At 69.6% G+C, this 16,561-nt stretch carries 15 protein-coding genes; 13 read left to right on the forward strand and 2 right to left on the reverse strand.

Translation table 11 applies throughout. The features are described 5' to 3' along the window. The first annotated feature begins 197 nt into the window (after positions 1 to 197). The 4 genes from AHIS1636_RS13225 (at position 198) to AHIS1636_RS13240 (ending at position 2,720) form a co-directional block, all read left to right on the forward strand. Positions 198 to 830 (forward strand): cation efflux transmembrane domain-containing protein, encoded by a 633-nt coding sequence (locus AHIS1636_RS13225; RefSeq protein ID WP_264796301.1) that lies wholly within the window; start codon positions 198 to 200, stop codon positions 828 to 830. A 234-nt stretch (positions 831 to 1,064) separates the two neighbouring features. Then, the gene (locus tag AHIS1636_RS13230; RefSeq protein ID WP_264796302.1) at positions 1,065 to 1,367 is read left to right on the forward strand and encodes a hypothetical protein; all 303 of its coding nucleotides are present in this window, start codon (positions 1,065 to 1,067) and stop codon (positions 1,365 to 1,367) included. A 208-nt stretch (positions 1,368 to 1,575) separates the two neighbouring features. Beyond that, entirely contained in the window at positions 1,576 to 1,992 is a 417-nt protein-coding gene (locus AHIS1636_RS13235) for a hypothetical protein (protein WP_264796303.1), read from the forward strand. An 80-nt stretch (positions 1,993 to 2,072) separates the two neighbouring features. Next, positions 2,073 to 2,720, forward strand: a complete 648-nt coding sequence (locus AHIS1636_RS13240) for an SDR family oxidoreductase (protein WP_264796304.1) — start codon at positions 2,073 to 2,075, stop codon at positions 2,718 to 2,720. Between the two features lie 9 nt (positions 2,721 to 2,729). Here the strand turns inward: AHIS1636_RS13240 and AHIS1636_RS13245 are convergent, their stop codons facing one another. Together AHIS1636_RS13245 and AHIS1636_RS13250 are read right to left on the reverse strand one after the other, a co-directional pair. Then, positions 2,730 to 3,788: a zinc-dependent alcohol dehydrogenase family protein gene (locus AHIS1636_RS13245; RefSeq protein WP_264796305.1), complete on the reverse strand. Its 1,059-nt coding sequence runs from the start codon at positions 3,786 to 3,788 to the stop codon at positions 2,730 to 2,732. A gap of 45 nt (positions 3,789 to 3,833) precedes the next feature. Beyond that, complete coding sequence (locus AHIS1636_RS13250; RefSeq protein WP_264796306.1) at positions 3,834 to 4,196, reverse strand: hypothetical protein; 363 nt, start codon at positions 4,194 to 4,196, stop codon at positions 3,834 to 3,836. A gap of 529 nt (positions 4,197 to 4,725) precedes the next feature. On the opposite strand from AHIS1636_RS13250, the gene AHIS1636_RS13255 reads away from it, so the two are divergent. The 9 genes from AHIS1636_RS13255 to AHIS1636_RS13295 all read left to right on the forward strand — a co-directional run bounded on the left by AHIS1636_RS13255 (position 4,726) and on the right by AHIS1636_RS13295 (position 16,536). Continuing rightward, positions 4,726 to 6,279 carry a sensor histidine kinase gene (locus tag AHIS1636_RS13255; protein ID WP_264796307.1) on the forward strand — a complete coding sequence of 518 codons (1,554 nt, stop codon included), beginning with the start codon at positions 4,726 to 4,728 and terminating at the stop codon, positions 6,277 to 6,279. A gap of 210 nt (positions 6,280 to 6,489) precedes the next feature. Continuing rightward, on the forward strand, positions 6,490 to 8,118 hold the full coding sequence (locus tag AHIS1636_RS13260; RefSeq protein ID WP_264796350.1) for a RecQ family ATP-dependent DNA helicase: 1,629 nt from the start codon (positions 6,490 to 6,492) through the stop codon (positions 8,116 to 8,118). 190 nt (positions 8,119 to 8,308) lie between these two features. Further along, complete coding sequence (locus tag AHIS1636_RS13265) at positions 8,309 to 9,355, forward strand: T6SS phospholipase effector Tle1-like catalytic domain-containing protein (RefSeq protein ID WP_264796308.1); 1,047 nt, start codon at positions 8,309 to 8,311, stop codon at positions 9,353 to 9,355. Beyond that, complete coding sequence (locus AHIS1636_RS13270) at positions 9,334 to 10,512, forward strand: caspase family protein (protein WP_264796309.1); 1,179 nt, start codon at positions 9,334 to 9,336, stop codon at positions 10,510 to 10,512. Before AHIS1636_RS13265 ends, AHIS1636_RS13270 begins: the two co-directional genes overlap by 22 nt. Beyond that, positions 10,509 to 11,810, forward strand: a complete 1,302-nt coding sequence (locus AHIS1636_RS13275; RefSeq protein ID WP_264796310.1) for a hypothetical protein — start codon at positions 10,509 to 10,511, stop codon at positions 11,808 to 11,810. Before AHIS1636_RS13270 ends, AHIS1636_RS13275 begins: the two co-directional genes overlap by 4 nt. Then, positions 11,803 to 12,840, forward strand: a complete 1,038-nt coding sequence (locus tag AHIS1636_RS13280) for a ComEC/Rec2 family competence protein (RefSeq protein ID WP_264796311.1) — start codon at positions 11,803 to 11,805, stop codon at positions 12,838 to 12,840. The genes AHIS1636_RS13275 and AHIS1636_RS13280 overlap by 8 nt, the downstream gene beginning before the upstream one ends. Before the next feature lie 49 nt (positions 12,841 to 12,889). Further along, positions 12,890 to 13,579, forward strand: coding sequence for a zinc metalloprotease (locus AHIS1636_RS13285; protein ID WP_264796312.1), 690 nt, complete (start codon positions 12,890 to 12,892; stop codon positions 13,577 to 13,579). 34 nt (positions 13,580 to 13,613) lie between these two features. Further along, entirely contained in the window at positions 13,614 to 15,998 is a 2,385-nt protein-coding gene (locus AHIS1636_RS13290; protein WP_264796313.1) for a caspase family protein, read from the forward strand. Continuing rightward, complete coding sequence (locus AHIS1636_RS13295) at positions 15,991 to 16,536, forward strand: hypothetical protein (RefSeq protein WP_264796314.1); 546 nt, start codon at positions 15,991 to 15,993, stop codon at positions 16,534 to 16,536. The genes AHIS1636_RS13290 and AHIS1636_RS13295 overlap by 8 nt, the downstream gene beginning before the upstream one ends. The last annotated feature ends 25 nt before the right edge of the window (positions 16,537 to 16,561 follow it).

Consider the following 16,561-nt stretch of genomic DNA (forward strand, 5'->3'; position numbering starts at 1 on the left):
CCCGCACCGCCCGGCAGCATCAGCGTAGCCGGGCCCGCCCGCGCCTGCCCAGTGCCTTAGGCCGCCAATCCGGGGGTATCCGCCACTCATCCGGCACGAAACGACGGCGGCGCACGGGTCCGGCGGCCGGTATCCTGCAGGGGTAAGCACAGCCAAGGGGTCCGCGGATCGGCGGGCCCGCGGGAGGTCAGCCGCACGTGGATTCACCGGCAGCAGCGGGGCACGAACCCGAACGCAGGCTGCGGCGTGCCGTGCTGTGGGTTGCGGGGCTGAACCTGGCCTATTTCTTCGTCGAGTTCGCCGTCGCCATCGCGATCGGCTCCGTCTCGCTCTTCGCGGACAGCGTCGACTTCCTCGAAGACACCGCCATCAACCTGCTGATCTTCGCCGCGCTCGGCTGGACGCTGCACCGCCGGGCCCTGGCGGGCAAGGCCATGGCCCTGATCATCCTCCTGCCCGCCCTCGCCGCCGCGTGGCAGGCCTTCGCCAAAGTGGCGTCCCCCGAACCGCCGGATCCGCTGTCGCTGGTGCTGACCGCCGGGGGCGCCGCCGTGATCAACCTGGTGTGCTCGCTGATCCTCGCCCGTTTCCGGCACCACGGCGGCTCGCTGTCCGCGGCGGCCTTCCTTTCTGCGCGGAACGACGTACTCGTGAACCTTGCCATCATCGCGATGGCGTTGCTGACCGCCTGGTTCGGCTCCGGCTGGCCGGACATCGTCCTCGGCCTGATCATCGTCATCCTCAACGTGGGCGCCGCCAAGGAAGTCTGGGAGACCGCCGAAGAGGAGCGCCTGGCAGCGAGGGCCCTGGCCGGCGAGGAAATCGACTGACTGCGGCAGCGGCCCGTCATGGTGCAGGCTGTCACGCCCGCCTGCGCCGCCCGCCGGCTGGTCCGGGAGCCGGCGTGTCAGGGATCTCACCGCCCGTCGGCTGCGGCCTCCCGGTGAATTGGTTCATCCGGTCCTAAAATGACCGAGGACCCGACGCCGCCCTGCGAGCCGCCGGATCCAAGGTAACCATTCCCTGCTTGGTCCGGCCCTGGCGGCCGGCCGGAAGTTGAGTTGATGAACACGGGCGATATCGACCCTTACCCGCGCCGCCGCGACATCCGCACCGGCGCGGCCGACCCGGTTCCGCCGACCGGCATGATCCCGGTCGTACCGATCGTCGAGGCGCCCGCCGGTGACCCCATGCCGACGCGGAAGGAACTGCGCACCGGCATGATCCAGGTCGTTCCCGTCCCCGGGGAGGCAGCGCAGAAAACCGTCGCACCGGAGCAGCCGCGCCGCCGCGGGCCCTGGCTGACCGCCGGGGCGGTAGCCGTCGTCGTTGCCGGCCTGCTGGCCTGGCTCCTGCTGGGCGCCTGACCCCGCCCGGCCTCCCGGCCGCGTCCGAGCCCAAGGATCGGGGGCAGGATTTGGCGCTTTCCGCCGTGTCGGCGCGGGAAAGCCCGGGTCTATGATGTGGCTATCCATAGAGTGATGAGCACCCGCGACGGCGGGCTCCTGGCTGGCCGGCGCGGCATGCCTTTCGAGGCACCGGTTTCCGTCCACCGCCCACCCCTTGGGACCCATCATGAAAACCCTGTCACGTACCTGTTCGGCCGCCGGGTTTGCCGCCCTTCTGGCGTTCGCCGGAACGGCCGCGGCCAACGCCGCCACCATCACTGTTCCCGATACGGGCACGCTCCTGGCCGACGGCGCGGGAGCCACGGTCTCCGTCAGCTACACGTGCAGCAGCGGCTCGACCGTCAGCATCTTCCTGGACGCAGCCCAGACCGTCGGGGGCAACCGCGTCGCCACCGGTAACGGTTTCTCCAGCACCGCCGACTGCACCGGCGGGACCGACTCCCTCGACGTGACCTTCCTCGCCGCGGGTGATTTCGTGGCCTTCGAGGAAGGCACCGCAGCCATCCGGGTCGTCCTGATTTCCTGCGACACCCAAACCTGCGAGCAAGCCATCGAGGCAGGCGAAGTCGACCTCACCGAGTAACCCGCACCGGCTGGCCTTCCGGGCGCCGCCCGTCCTAGGGTGGCTGTGACACCGTCCCAGCTACCCTAGGAGCCGCCAGCATGCCACGCATCGCCATCATCGGAGGCCACGGAAAAGTCGCCCTGCACCTCGCCCGCATCCTCGCCGGCCAGGGCCACCAGGTCAGCTCACTGATCCGGAAGCCCGAAGACCGGGCGGACGTTGAGGCGACGGGTGCGACGGCAGTGCTTGCCGACGTCGAACATCTCACCACGGAGGAACTGGCAGAGACGCTCCGCGGCCATGACGCCGTAGTCTGGTCCGCCGGGGCCGGCGGCGGCAACCCTGCGCGCACCTATGCCGTGGACCGTGACGCTGCCATCCGGTCCATGGACGCGGCCGCGCAGGCCGGCGTCGGGCGGTACGTCATGGTCTCCTACTTCACCTCGGGAACGGACGAGGTCCCGGAAGACAACCCGTTCCGCCCTTACGCAGAGGCCAAGGCGGCCGCGGACGAGTACCTGCGCGGCACGTCGCTGGCGTGGACCATCCTCGGACCCGGCCGGCTCACGCTGGAACCGGCCACCGGACGGATCGACGTCGGCCGGGCCGCGGAGAAGGGCGACGTCAGCCGCGAGGACGTTGCGCGCGTGGCGGCCGCCGTGCTGGAGCGGCCGGAGACTGCGGGCCGGTTCATCGCGTTCAACAACGGCAACACGCCGATCGAGGAAGCGCTGGTTACCGCCTGACCCGCGCGTTCATTCCCGCGTGATCACCACTTTGAGCGCCTTGGTTTCGGCCGCGCGGCCGAACGTGTCGTAGGCCTCGAGGATGTTGTCGAGCGTGAAGTGGTGGGTCGCGAACATCTCGGCGGCGATCTTCTGCTGCTCGACCAGGCGCAGCAGCATCGGCGTGGTGTTGGCGTTCACCAGCCCCATGCTGATGTTGATGTTCCGGATCCACAGGTCTTCCAGGTGCAGTTCCACCGGCCTGCCGTGCACGCCGACGTTGGCCACGTTGCCCCCGGGCCGGACCAGGTCCACCGCCATCTGGAACGTCTCCGGAATGCCTACGGCTTCCACGGCGACGTCCACGCCCGCGCCGTCCGTCACGGCCAGCACCTGGTCCTTCCAGTCCGGAGCCGACGAGGCCACCGTATGCGTCGCCCCGAACTCGCGGGCCCGCTCCAGCCGGTTTTCGTCGAGGTCCACGGCGACCACCGCCGCCGCACCGTACAGTCCGGCGGTGGCGACCACGGCCAGTCCCACCGGCCCTGCCCCGATGACCGCGACGGTATCGCCCGGCTTGACCCGGCCGTACTGCACGCCGATCTCGAAGCCGGTAGGCAGGATGTCCGAGAGCATCACCGCCTGCTCGTCGCTGACGCCTTCGGGCAGCTTGTAGAGCGAGTTGGCCGCGTACGGCACCCTCACGTACTCGGCCTGCGTGCCGTCGATCAGGTGGCCGAAGACCCAGCCGATCCCGGAGGCCCCTTCGCTGCCGAGGCAGTGCGAATAAAGTCCCGACTTGCAATTGGGACACTGGCCGCAGGACTTGATGCAGGAAATGATCACCCGGTCGCCGGCGGCGAGGCCCGTCACGGCGGAACCCGCCTCGGTGACGGTGCCGACCCCCTCGTGGCCCAGGATCCGGCCGCTTTGCACGGCGGGGACATCACCCTTGAGGATGTGCAGGTCGGTGCCGCAGATCGTCGTCGTGTCGATCCTGACGATCGCGTCGGTCGGCTCCAGCAGCTGCGGATCCGGCACTTCCGTCCAGTCCTTCTTGCCCGGCCCGCCGTATACCAGTGCTTTCATCAGTGCCCTCCCAGGCTCCCCTGCCGCAACACTGCCCCTTCGCTGCTAGGCAGCTACCAGGTCGAGGACGCGAAGCCGGCACGCCAAGTGCAGCGGGTCGGAGGCCTCCGGCAAGTGCTCCTGCCGCTCCACGGTCTTAAGGTCGTCCAGCGCGTTCCCCGTGACCCGGGCCCCGGAGAGGTCCACCAGGATCTCGATGCCCGGAGCGAGCGCGTTGGTTCGCCGCGCCACCGCATAGAGCGCGCGCAGGTTTTCGGACGTCAGTGTCCCGCCGACCTGGATCCGCGCCGACTGCAGGTCGGTGTCCAGCCGGACCAGCACCCTGATCTTGCGCCCGGATGCCGCTTCGAAAGCTGCCCGGTCGGAACCGGGCCTGCGGGCGATACCCCCGGAGACTTTGTCTTTCATCAATGTCCTGTCGACCCCCATATCGGTTTGTCCATCCGGCGCCCCCTGCGCCGGATGCCATACAACGCCGTGGGCCGTCCGCAGCGGACGACCCACGGTTTTCTCCGCAGCGGGGACTGGAAGGGCACCACTTCTTCCGTCCCCTGCGGACTTCCGGGTCTGTCTCAAGCGCAACCGGTTTCCCCCACCGGCCCCCGAAAACGCGCCGCTTACAGCATCACGTCTGCGTGCCGGCGGCGGCAGGGTCCAAAGTCCCGGATTCCATGATCCAGATCACTTTGGCCGCGCGGCCCCAGTCCCTGCGCTTCCCGTCGGGCCCCTGCGGAACTGCCCGCCTCCCCTCCGACATGTTCTTGACATGTCCGCAAGGGATGGCCTTTAGTGGCATATGTGCGGCCGGGGGGAACCGCACACGGAATGACACTATTCGGCCCGATGGGGGTGCCGGACCAGGCGATGATCCGCCTGCCGTGCTGAATCGGGCACCTTTTGGGGGAAGCATGAGTCTCAACCCGGGACGGGCCGCACTATGGTGACCCAAGACATGCTCCTGGCAGCGTTGGATGTAGCCTCCGACCTCGGCATCGAGACCACCATGCGCAGGCTGGTCCGCTCAGTACGCAGCCTGACCGACGCGGAATCCGCGCAGCTCCGGCTCGCGGTAAGCGGTGACGGCAGCCGCACCATTTCGGCGACGCACGAATCGCCGGAGCCCCGGGAGACAGTCGACCGCGCTGGCGTGTCCCCCTACGACGACGACGCTCCCCTTCCCCGCGTAACTGCGCCAGGTCCTTCGGACACAGGACGGCGCATCACCGCCGCGCTGCTCGTCCACGACAAGGAGTACGGCAGGCTCGACCTCACGGGCAAGGTAGGCGGCGCCGGTTTCACCGAGGAAGACCGCGCCGCCGTGGCCTGCCTGGTTTCCGCAGGCAGCGTGGCGATTGCCAATTCGCTGCGGTTCGATTCCATGCGCCGCTGGCTGGGAACCTCGATCGCCCTCAGCACGCAGTTGCCTCCCAAATCGCAGGACGTGCGCGAGCTCATCGTGAACCAGGCGCTGCGCCCCTCGGCCGCCGTCCTTGCGGCAGTGGTGTCACCGAGCTCCGACCGCAGCTTCGCCCGGTGCGAAGCCGCCGCCGGAGAACGGGCGGAGAAGGTACTGCGCAAGACGCTGGCGCTGACTGATTCGGTGGCGGGCGACGTGCTGGCCGCCGGACGCCCCCGGGTGTGCCGGGCGGCGGACCTCGTGGGCGAAGATTTTGCCGACGGCCTCGGCGAAGCCCTGCTCGCTCCCCTGATGCCTCGCGGCGGTGAACCGAGCCTGCTGATTCTCTGCCGCGAGCGCGGCGCGGACCCCTTCCAGCCGCTTGACCTTGAGATGGCCGAGGTCTTCTGCACCCACGCGGGGCTGGCCATGGAACTGACGCAGGGCCAGCGGCTGCGCGAGCAGCTGGTCCTGTTCGCCGACCGTGACCGTATTGCCCGCGACCTGCACGACGTCGTGATACAGCGCCTGTTTGCCGCCGGGCTCAGCATCCAGAGCCTGCGGCGCTACACGGACGACGAAGCAGCCCACCAGCGGATCACGGGAGTCACTCAGGAACTGGACGAAGCCATCCGTGAACTAAGGGACACCATCTATTCCCTCCAGGCGGAAACCGAGGAGGAGCTGAGCAGCCGGTTGGCGCGCACCGTCCAGGACGGCACCGACTCGCAGTCGGCCATACCCCGGCTGGAAATCAACGGCCCGGTCGATGCCGCGGTCCCCGACCGGATCGCCGACCATTTGGTCGCCGTCGCCACCGAGGGCGTCAGCAACGCCGTACGGCACTCCGGCGCTACCACCATCGACGTCTCGGTCACCGTCGAGGACGGCATTGTCCGGCTGGTCGTCCAAGACGATGGCCGGGGCTTCGCGGCGACGAGGCGGCGCAGCGGCTTGGCCAACCTCGAACAACGGGCCTCGGACCTGCACGGAACCTTCAAGGTCAGCAGCCTGCCGGGGAAAGGCACGCGCCTCAGCTGGACCGCGCCGCTTCCCGGCGACGATTCGTCCGAAACGGCGGCAGAACTCAGTTAGCCCCAAGCCGGCATGCGCCGAAAGTCACTCCCGACCGGAACCCGGCCTGCTGAACTAACGCCGGGCCCGCGGGATTACGATGGGCGCAGACCCGAAGGAGCCAGCGTGCCGAAGCAACAGAAGCCCGAACGTCCCGCCGACCGGCAGCAGCCGGAGCCGGCAGCCCGCGACACGCAGGAGACGCCAGCCGCGGACGGAGCCGGAAACACCATCGGCGCCGATGAGCTGCGCCGCGTCGCGGAGGAATCCTTCGGCCTCAAGACCCTCCGCGAGGGGCAGCTCGAGGCGATGGAAGCCGCGGCCGCCGGTCGGGACGTGCTGGCGGTCATGCCGACCGGCCACGGAAAGTCCGCGATCTACCAGGTGCCCGGGCTCGCCTTGCCGGGCACCGCCGTCGTCATTTCGCCGCTGATCGCCCTGCAGTTCGACCAGCTGGAGGCGATCAACGAAGACCTCGGCGAGGAACGGGCGTTCGCGATCAATTCGCACGTGGGGGTCAAGGCCGAAAGGACCGCTTGGGAAGCCGTGGAGGGCGGCGCGGCCAAGTTCATCTTCCTGGCGCCGGAACAACTGGCGCGGGAGGAGACCCTGGAGCGGCTGGCGGCGCAGGACGTGTCGCTGTTCGTGGTGGACGAGTCGCACTGCATTTCCTCGTGGGGCCACGATTTCCGTCCCGATTACCTGACGCTGACCGCCGTCGTGAAGCGCCTCGGCCATCCGCCGGTCATCGCGCTGACGGCCACAGCGTCCCCGCATACCCGGGCGGAGATCGAGGACCGGCTCGGCATGCGGGACCCGTTCCTGGTGGTGCACAGCTTCGACCGGCCCAACCTGAACCTCAGCGTGGTGCGCCACCACCGGGACGAGGACAAGCGGCACGCTGTGCTGGACCAGGTCACGGAACTGCGCGGCCCCGGCCTGCTCTACGCCGGCACGCGGAAGGACACCGAGTGGTACGCCGCCGAACTGGCCGAGCGCGGCCTGCGCACGGACGCGTACCACGCCGGCCGTAAGGCGTCGGAGCGCGAGGCCATCCACGAGCGGTTCCACGCCAACGAGGTGGACGTTGTCGTGGCCACCACCGCGTTCGGCATGGGGATCGACAAGCCTGACGTGCGGTTCGTGGTGCACGCCAACATCACCGATTCGCTGGACAGCTACTACCAGGAAATCGGCCGTGCCGGGCGGGACGGCGAACCCGCCCGCGCCGTCCTGCACTACCGCTCCGAGGACCTCGGCATGCAGCAGTTCTTCGTCGGCGCGACGCCCGATCCCGAGGACCTGAAGGCCGTCTTCGGCGCCCTGCAGGAGCACGGTCCGTTGCGCCCGGCCAAACTCAGCGACCGGACCGAGCTCGGCACGCGGCGGCAGTCCCGCGTGCTCAACCTGCTCGAGCACAGCGGCAGCATTGCCGCCAACCGGCAGGGCTACCGTGCCCGCGGCGGCGTGTCCGCGGCAGAAGCCGTGGAGAAGGCGCTGGCCGAGGCCGAGTCCCGCCGCAAGATCGACCAGTCCCGGATCGAGATGGCCCGCGGCTACGCCGAAACGGACAACTGCCGCCGCGACTGGCTGCTGAATTACTTCGGCGAGGAGACGGACGGCTACTGCGGGAACTGCGACAACTGCGAGGCGGGCTCCCGGGCGGAGGCGATGGCGCATGAGGCGGCCATGCCGGAAGGCTACGAGATCCAGCAGCCCGTCTCGCACCGCGAGTGGGGCCCCGGCATCGTCATGGGCACGCAGCCGGACCGCATCACCATCCTGTTCGAGTCGGTCGGCTACAAGGACATCGCGCTGAAGGCCATCGAGGCGGAGGAAGGCCTGCTGACCAGCGGATGAAGTACGCTAACGGCCGGCCGGTGACGCAGCCGTAACGGCCCGATAACACCGCTTCTGATAGATCGGTTCAACGTGCCTCCGCGGTGCCAGGGACAGCCCGGCTTCCTGCGGCAGGGACCGCCGCGCGGCCGATGCCCAACGCGACATTATCGACGACAAGAACCAGAGCTTGATTCGACGGTGGTGGGAATTGGGGAGGAGTATCGTCGTCTGCCTCGACGGCACCGGCGGCCAGGTAGACGCCGCCGGGAGCAGCAATGTCGTGCGGCTTTTCGAAATGCTCGAGCTCGGCGACCGCAGCAAACAGATCGCCTACTACGATCCGGGCGTCGGTACGTTCAGCTCCTTCGCCGCCTGGGTACCGGCGCTCAAGCGGGTGGCGAAGGTCCTGGGCCTCGCCACCGGAATCGGGATGCGCGAGAACCTCGCCGAGGCCTACACCTTCATCCTGCAGCACTGGCAGCCGGAGGACCGGCTCTACGTCTTCGGTTTTAGCCGCGGCGCCTACACCGCCCGGGCATTGGCAGGGCTGCTCTACCGGGTGGGCGTCATGCGCCCGGGAAGCGAAAACCTGGTGGAGTACGCCATCAATGCCTACGCCCGGAACGAGCGCCGCTGGGAGGACGACGACTGGGACCAGATCGACCGCTTCGCCCGTGCCTTCTCCGTGCGGCGCGGCCGCTCTCTGGCCGTGCCGATCGAGTTCCTGGGCATCTGGGACACGGTGAAGGCCGCGGGTGTGCTGCGCCGGGACCTGAAATGGCCCTACACCAGGCAGTTGCCCAACGTGCGGCGGATCTGGCACGCCGTCTCGTTGGACGAACGCCGGCGTCCCTTCCGGGAGTACCTGGTCGAAGCCGGCTCGGTGGGGACCGAAGTCAACGAGGTATGGTTCGCCGGCGTGCACGCCGACGTGGGCGGGACCTTCCTGGACGACTGGCGGCTCGCGGACGTGGCGCTGAAGTGGATGGCCGACGGCGCCATCGCCGCCGGGCTCGGCGTCCGTTCCGATTCCTACCGGAAAACCTGCACGCTGGCAGAGAGCCACGCCCTGGGAAAGATCCACCGGCCGGGCTTCGTCTGGTATGCCCTGGTGCTGCGGCCCCGCACCGTTCCCGCCGGCGCGCGCGTGCATGCGAGCGTCCGTGACCGCATCGCCGCGGACGGCAGCTACGGGCGCCGCCTGCCGCCCGACACTGTCTGGGAGGACACGCAGTGGCTGGCTCCGCGGATCTGATCTACACCGGTCCGGAGGGAGCCGGCACCCATGCACTGGTCATCGGGATCGGCGCGTATCCGAACCTGCTGGGCGGCAGCAGCCCGGCCGCAAAGGCGGCGGGCATGGGACAGCTGACTTCGCCGCCGCTCTCGGCTCGCTCGGTGGCCTCGTGGCTGCTGGCGGACTACAACTTCGAGGCGAAGCCGCTGGCCAGCCTCTCGTTGCTGCTCAGCGAACAGAAGCCCGCGCCCTTCCGCAATCCAAGGACCGGAGCCGGCCATACCGTCCCGGAGGCTACCGCCGACAACATCGAGGCGGCGGTCAAGGCCTGGAGGAAGCGGGCGAACGGCTCCCCCGACAACAGGCTGGTCTTCTACTTCTGCGGCCACGGCATCTCCGAGGGCACGGACATGGCCCTGCTCGCCTCGGATTTCTCTCCCGATGACGAAGACAACCCGCTGGACCAGGCGCTCGACTTTGAACAGCTGCGCCGTGGGCTGAAGGGCTGCCAGGCCAGCGAGCAGGTCTTTTTCGTCGATGCCTGCCGGGCCGCCTCGAACTTCCTGATCAGCCAGACCGACGCGCGCTTCGCCGGACGCGTTCCGCTGCTGGGACTCCGCCGTCCGCCGGAGCTGCCCCGCGTCCTCTCGGTCCCCTACTACGCCTCCCTCGCCGGCGAACGTGCCTATGGGCGGCCCGGCCAGGTCAGCCTCTTCACCCAGGCGCTGCTCCGCGGACTGCGCGGCGCCGGCAGCGACAATCCGGAGGGTGACTGGCGGGTCAGCACGGCGACGCTGGCGACTGCCATCGACGACTTCATGAGGCGCCCGGTCCTGGCGGGACGCGCTGCCACCGTCCAGACGCCCACGGTCCATGAACTGGCGGTCTTCGACCTCCACCGGCTGCCCGGCGATCCGCTTGTTCCGGTCTACGTGAGCTGCCAGCCGGCGGAGCAGAACGCCGCGGCCGAGTTCGTCTGCCGCCAGGGCAGCGAGGAATGCGGCCGCCGTCCGCGGTCCGAGGTAGACGCCGAGGACCCGTTCAGCGAGTGGTACCTCGAACTGGCCCTTGGCGACTACTTGTTCGAGGCCGAGGTAGACGGTGCCGTACCGCGCTCGCTCACCAGGGCCGTGCGTCCTCCCTACAGCCCGGTCCGGCTGGCGGCCGCGCCATGACCGGCCTGCTGCGGGTGCGCGTGAACGTTGCCGGGGGCGGTCCCGGGCTGGAGGACGGCGTGAAGATCGTCGGCAATATCCATGCCACGGCGCCAGGGGCCCGGGGATTGCGCTCCGTCCTGTTCCCGCTCGGGACCCAGGCGCCACCGGCCGAGTTCAGCGTCGAGGCCGGCGGCTACCTTGTCGAAGCCACACTGCCCTCCGGGGTACTGCTGGCCGGACAAGTCCATGTTGCCGACGGCGCATCCGCCACCGTCGAGCTGGACGCGCCCGGAGAGCCGGATGAATCCCGGTCGCTGCAGTACGTCCTGGGCAACGTCCTGCCCGTACCGGGCCCGCCGGCCCGCGTCCCGCCCCCGCAGCAGGACCTTCCGGGGCGACTCGGGATCCCGCGCCCCGCGCCGCAGGCGGAGGCTCCGAAGCTGGTGCGGCTCCGCGCGGAGGCTTCCTCCGCCGCGTCCTACGGCAGCTTGAACGAGCTGGCCGGCCTCCCGCCCGCGGATGCCGCGACCGCCGTGCGGGCCGCCATGGCGCCTACCGGCCCGCCGGAAGACCCGGTGCCGGCCACGGGGGACGACGCCGTCGCCATCTACCGTTTCCCGGGCGGGACCACGCCCGCCGGCGGACCGGTTCCGTCCCGGGAGTTCCTCCTCGTGGAAGCCGCCGGGCATCGCCTGCTCGCCGTCCTGCCCGCACCGTGGCTGGATGCCCGCGGCCGGAACACCGCGGCCGAAGTTGTTGTCCACCTCCGGCCCCGGCCAGCAGTAAGCCGGGTGTCGGTGACCGTGCGGGACCCGGACCTGACGGCGGGACTCGCGTACCTGGCCGCGGGCAATCTCGCGAAAGCGGCCGCCGTCTTCGCGCCCGCGGAAGGCCTGCTGCACGCCCCGGACACTCCGGGCGCCGTCGCCAATCCCCTGGCTGCCGCCGCCGCCTGCTACCTCTTCCTCGGCACCGGCTCGCCGGGAACCTCGGCGGGCTGGACCGCTCGGGTGCCGGACCTGTCCCGGCAGCTTCCGCTGTCCGGCGACGGGCCCATCCTGCAGGCCGCGCTGCGGCTCCGGGAAGCAACTACCGCCCGGGACGAGGAGGCCGCGATGCAGCTGGCCAAGGCCGCCTTCCGCCGCGGGCTGCCGGCGTTTACGCTCGGACTCTCCTGGCTGGTGGACCTGCTCGCCGAGTTCGGCGACGACGCGGAGAGCGCGGCCATGCTGGCCCAGGTGCGCCGCCTCGCCTGGCGCGCAGAGATGCGGGAAGCGTTCGTCATCCTCGAACTGGGAGGAGGCCGGGATGATTGAGCTGACCATGCTGCCGGCCCAGGACGGAGACGCCCTGCTGCTGTCCTACGGGGCGGCCGGCAGTTCCGTCCCGCAGCACCGCATCCTGATCGACGGCGGCAGAACCTCCTCCTATCAGCTGTACGCCCCGTTACTCGCTCGGCAAGCAATCGATGTCCTGGTCGTCACGCACGTCGACCAGGACCACGTGCTCGGTGTGCTCGCCCTGGTCAACGATCCGGCGCACCCGCCGCTCGGCGATGTGTGGTTCAACGGCTACGACCACCTCGTGGGCGACGGCCTGGAGCACTTTGGCCCCCGCGACGGCGAACTGCTCACCGCTGCTGTGGCTGCCCAGGGCCTTGCCTGGAACGCGGCGTTCGGGGGCAGGACCGTCCTCGCCGGCCGACGCGCGGAACTGGCCGGCGGGGCCGTGGTGTCAGTGCTCTCTCCGGACCGGACGCAGCTGGACCGGCTCCGTCCGCTCTGGGAAAAGGAATGCGCACGGCACGGCCTCATCCCGGGCCGGGAGCCGGCGCAGCCGGAACTGCCGGGCCTCGAAAGCCTCGGAGCCGCGGCAGGCATCGAGGAACTCGCCGCCTCGCGGTTCGTCCCCGACGGATCGCTCACCAACGCCACCAGCATCGGCTTCCTCTTCGAGTTCGAAGGCAGGCGGCTGGTCTTCACCGGTGACGGGGCCGACGGACGCCTGGCGGCATCGCTGCGGCCGCTCGCCGAAGATGCGGGCGGCAGGCTGGGCATCGACGCGCTCAAGGTTCCGCACCACGGCAGCGCCGCCAACCTCTCGAAGGACCTGCTGGCGCTGCTCGACTGCCCGCGCTACCTGATTTCGACCAGCGGCGACCGGCACCGCCATCCCGACGACGAGTGCATGGCCCGGATCCTCAAATTCGGCGGTCCCTCCAAGGAGATCGTCTTCAACTACCGGGAGCGGGCCGCCCGGTGGCAGGACCCGGCCCTGCAGAAGGAATACGGCTACCGCGTCCTCGCGCCCGAGACGTCCGACGGCTTCATCACCCTCGCGTGGTGAACCCGGCAAAACCGGCGAATTTCCGGCAGTTACCAAGGAAGGAAGACCAATGGCTGACAGCACGAACAAGGACCGCTACTGCGTGATCCGGACGGCCACCGCAACCTCCGGCAACACCAAGGCGGCGCTGCTCAACGAGGCGCGCTGGAACGTGTCCCGGTTGAAGGTCGGCTTCCTGGAGGGCGACCCCGGGCTCCAGCAGCGGGTCCTCGCCGTCGCACGGGAGTGGACGGGCCCGGACCTGGCGAACCTGCAGTTCGATGAGGCCGCGGATGCCGAGGCGGACATCCGGGTTGCGTTCCAGCAAGGCAACGGCTCGTGGTCCTACCTGGGGACCCAGGCGCAGCACATCGGCGCCGGCGAACCCACCATGAACTACGGCTGGCTGACGCCGGATTCCCCCGACGACGAAGTCAGGCGGGTCGTGCTGCACGAATTCGGGCATGCGGTCGGACTGATCCACGAACACCAGAATCCGCAGAAACCGATCCAGTGGAACCGGGCCGCCGTGATTGCCGACCTGTCCGGGCCGCCGAACAACTGGGACGAGGCCACGATCGAGAACAACATCTTCCGCAAGTACGATCCCCAGGACCTGGCCGGCACGGACACCGACAGTTCATCGATCATGATGTACCCGATCCCCGCGTCCTGGACCTTGGACGGCTTCTCCGCGGACCTGAACAGCTCGCTCTCCGCAACGGACAAGGACTTCATCCGGTCCGCCTACCCCTGGTAAACCGCCCGCACCATAGAGCAGGAGGAGGGAGCACGTGGCTGACTACGCCGTCGTCGTCGGGATTTCCCGGTACCCGAAGTTCGCCGCCCCCGGCGCGAACGCGGACCTGCAGGGGCCGGACACGGATGCGGCCGACATCCGCGACTGGCTCCTGGCGCCCGACGGCGGGGCGCTCAGCCCCGAAAATGTCCGGATGGTCCGGTCGGCGGACTTCGAACCCCCGCGGCCGGAGGAACCCCAGCCGGAGGAGGCGAAAATCCGCAGGGTCCTGACCTGGATCGAGGAGGAAACGGCCCGGACGATGGGCGGCAGGCTCTACCTCTACTTCTCGGGCCACGGGTTCGCGCCGGTGCTGGAGGAAGGGGCGCTCTTCACCGCCGAGGCCACGCTGAGCGTCCCCTCGTATGTCTACGCGTACGACTGGATGCGGAATTTCCGGAAGGCCCTGCGGTTCCGTGAATACGTGCTGTGGATGGACTGCTGCATGACGAGCCAGCAGAGCATTCCGGTCAGCAGCGTGCCGATCCGCGCCGGCAGCGGCACCGGCGTGCCCGGCCCGGCGTTCGTCGCCGTGGCGGCGCAGACCAAGAGCGCCTTGGAGCACCCCATGCCGGACGGGAAGGTCCACGGGGTCTTCAGCTACACGCTGCTGCAGGGCCTGCGTGGCGGCGCCACCGACGAGCACGGCAGGATCACGGGCGAGAGCCTGAAGGCCTTCCTGCACGACACCATGCCGGAGTTCCTGCCCGAGCAGGTCCGCAATTCTTCGGCGGTGGACCTCCATCCGTTCATCAGGGCCGACGCCGGCATCACGTTCAGGCGCCTGCACAGCCGCCCCACCTACCCCGTCCGTCTTGGCCTGCCGCCGAACGCGGCCGGGCAGCCGCTGAAGCTCTGGACCGGCCGGCCGCACGCGGCGGTCGTGGACCAGAAAATCACCGGCAGCTTCTGGCAGGGACAGCTGGCCCGGGGACTCTATGTCGCGGAAATGCCCGACGCCGGCATCCGCCAAGGCTTCCAGGTCACCGGGGCCGGCCCCCTGGACATCGAACTTAAGCAGACCGGCCGGCGGGTGCGGCCGCCGCATCCCACGCAGCTGTACGGAATCGACGTCGAGGCCAACAACCCCGCCGCGACCGTCTCGGTGCTGGACCACAACCTGAACCGCATCTTCTCCGACACCGGAGCCCTGCACGAATTCGACGCCCCCGGCGTCTACAAGATCCGGATCGAACTCGGCCGCGATATCTCTTCGGTGACCGAGGACGTGATCCTCCTCGACGATCACCTGGCCGCGGCATCTCCCGCTCCCGCCGTGCCGTCGCCTGCACCGATTCCGGGCAGCGCGATGGTGCACGAGAGCCATGTCGAACCGTTCGTGAAAGCGGTCGAACGCGCGGGTGCAGCCGGCGGGCCGGTCGGCTCCACCCTCTCCGTCCTGGCGCGCTACTGGCTGGAGGCGGACAGGCTGCCCGGCCAACCGGGCCATCCGATGGAAGGCCTGGAGCTCGTATCCCCATCCGGGGGCGTTGTCGCCGGCCTGCTGGAGCATTCGCAACTGCAGCACGGGTCGTCCGCCGAGCCGGTAGCGGTCTGGGAACGCGAGCTGGAACCCGGCCCGTACTACCTGCGCCATACCTTCCGCAGCGGCCGGATCGGGGAAGCGACCGTGATGGCCTGCGCCGGCTGGGTGACCCAGGTCGCCCTGCAGCGCTCCCCCGCCCTGCTCATTCCGGGCGTCGGGGAGAACGATATCGTTCCCATTGTCGACGCGGCGGTGTTCATGCGCCGGGCCGGAGGCAGCGCGAGGGAGACGGACGCCGCGTCCGAAGAGGACCAGGTGCTGGAGACCGCGCGCCTGGCGCTGGCCCAGGGCCGCGACCTGCTGGGCAAGCCGCACGGTTCGGGGCTGCAGAAACTGCTGCTGGAGGAATATGAAGACCCGATCGCGGCGATCATCGGTTCCTACCTGCTGCTGATCGCGATGGAGGGCGCCCAGGGCGGAACCCCGAGCCAGCATGAGCAGCTGGACGCGGCGGTGGTCCGGCTCAGGCAGAAGGTCGAGGGCTTCCACCCGGACATCGCCGCCTTGTCGCTGCGCTGCACTGATCCCGCCCTCCGCTGGCAGGAACCGTTCCCCGTCCCGCCGATCTTCAAATACGGGTGGAAGCTGCTGACGCAGGCGAGCTATGCCAATTCCCGGCTCATACCGGATGAGCTTTGGCAGCGCGTGCACGCCGTAACGAACTTCGGTCCGTTCCTGACCTGGGCGGCGGATCCCGGCGCCAAGCTGCTGCATGCCCGCCAGCTCGCCCGCTGGGCCAAGGACAATGCTCCGCAGGAAGACGAGGAGGCGACGCGCAGGCTGCTGATTCCGGCGTCCGCGGCCAAGACCATCCTCGGGAACGACAGTGTTTGAGCTGGCCCTGGCGGAGGGGCTGTCCGTCTCCTTCCAGCGCTATCCGCTGCCCGCTTCCGGCCTGCTCTCCTCCCTCCCGGCCAGCGCCGGCGCGCTGCCCTGCTGTTCCGCAGGACCGGGCAGTTTCCTGGTCGCGCTGCCCCAGGGCGAGGGCTGCTGGATCGGCATCACGGCCTCCGGCGCCATACCGCCCGCGGACGTGGGCGTCCTGGTCCACACCGCGGACCACCGGACGGTGGATCCCCTCTCCGGCGGGGAAGCCGGTCAGCCTCCCGGCCCGTCCCGTGTCCGGGTACCGCCCTCGGCGCAGGTTCCGGGAATCGGCAGGAACGACGGCGGGTGGTGGTGCCTGCGGCGTCCTCCCGCCCCTGCCGGGTTTCCCGCCGTCCGCTCGCTGGACGTCTACGCCGGCGGACGTGGCAGTGCCGCCTCGCTGCGTGCCAGGTTCGTCCCGGCCCCGGTCTTCGAACGCCTCGGCGGCGGAATCACGCCGCCGCTGCGCCCGGATGCCCGGTACGGAGGCTGGCGGCTGCCCTGAGCCCAGCTGCGCACACGATCGAAGG

Source organism: Arthrobacter mangrovi (genome assembly GCF_026011795.1).
Classification (GTDB): Bacteria; Actinomycetota; Actinomycetes; order Actinomycetales; family Micrococcaceae; genus Crystallibacter; species Crystallibacter mangrovi.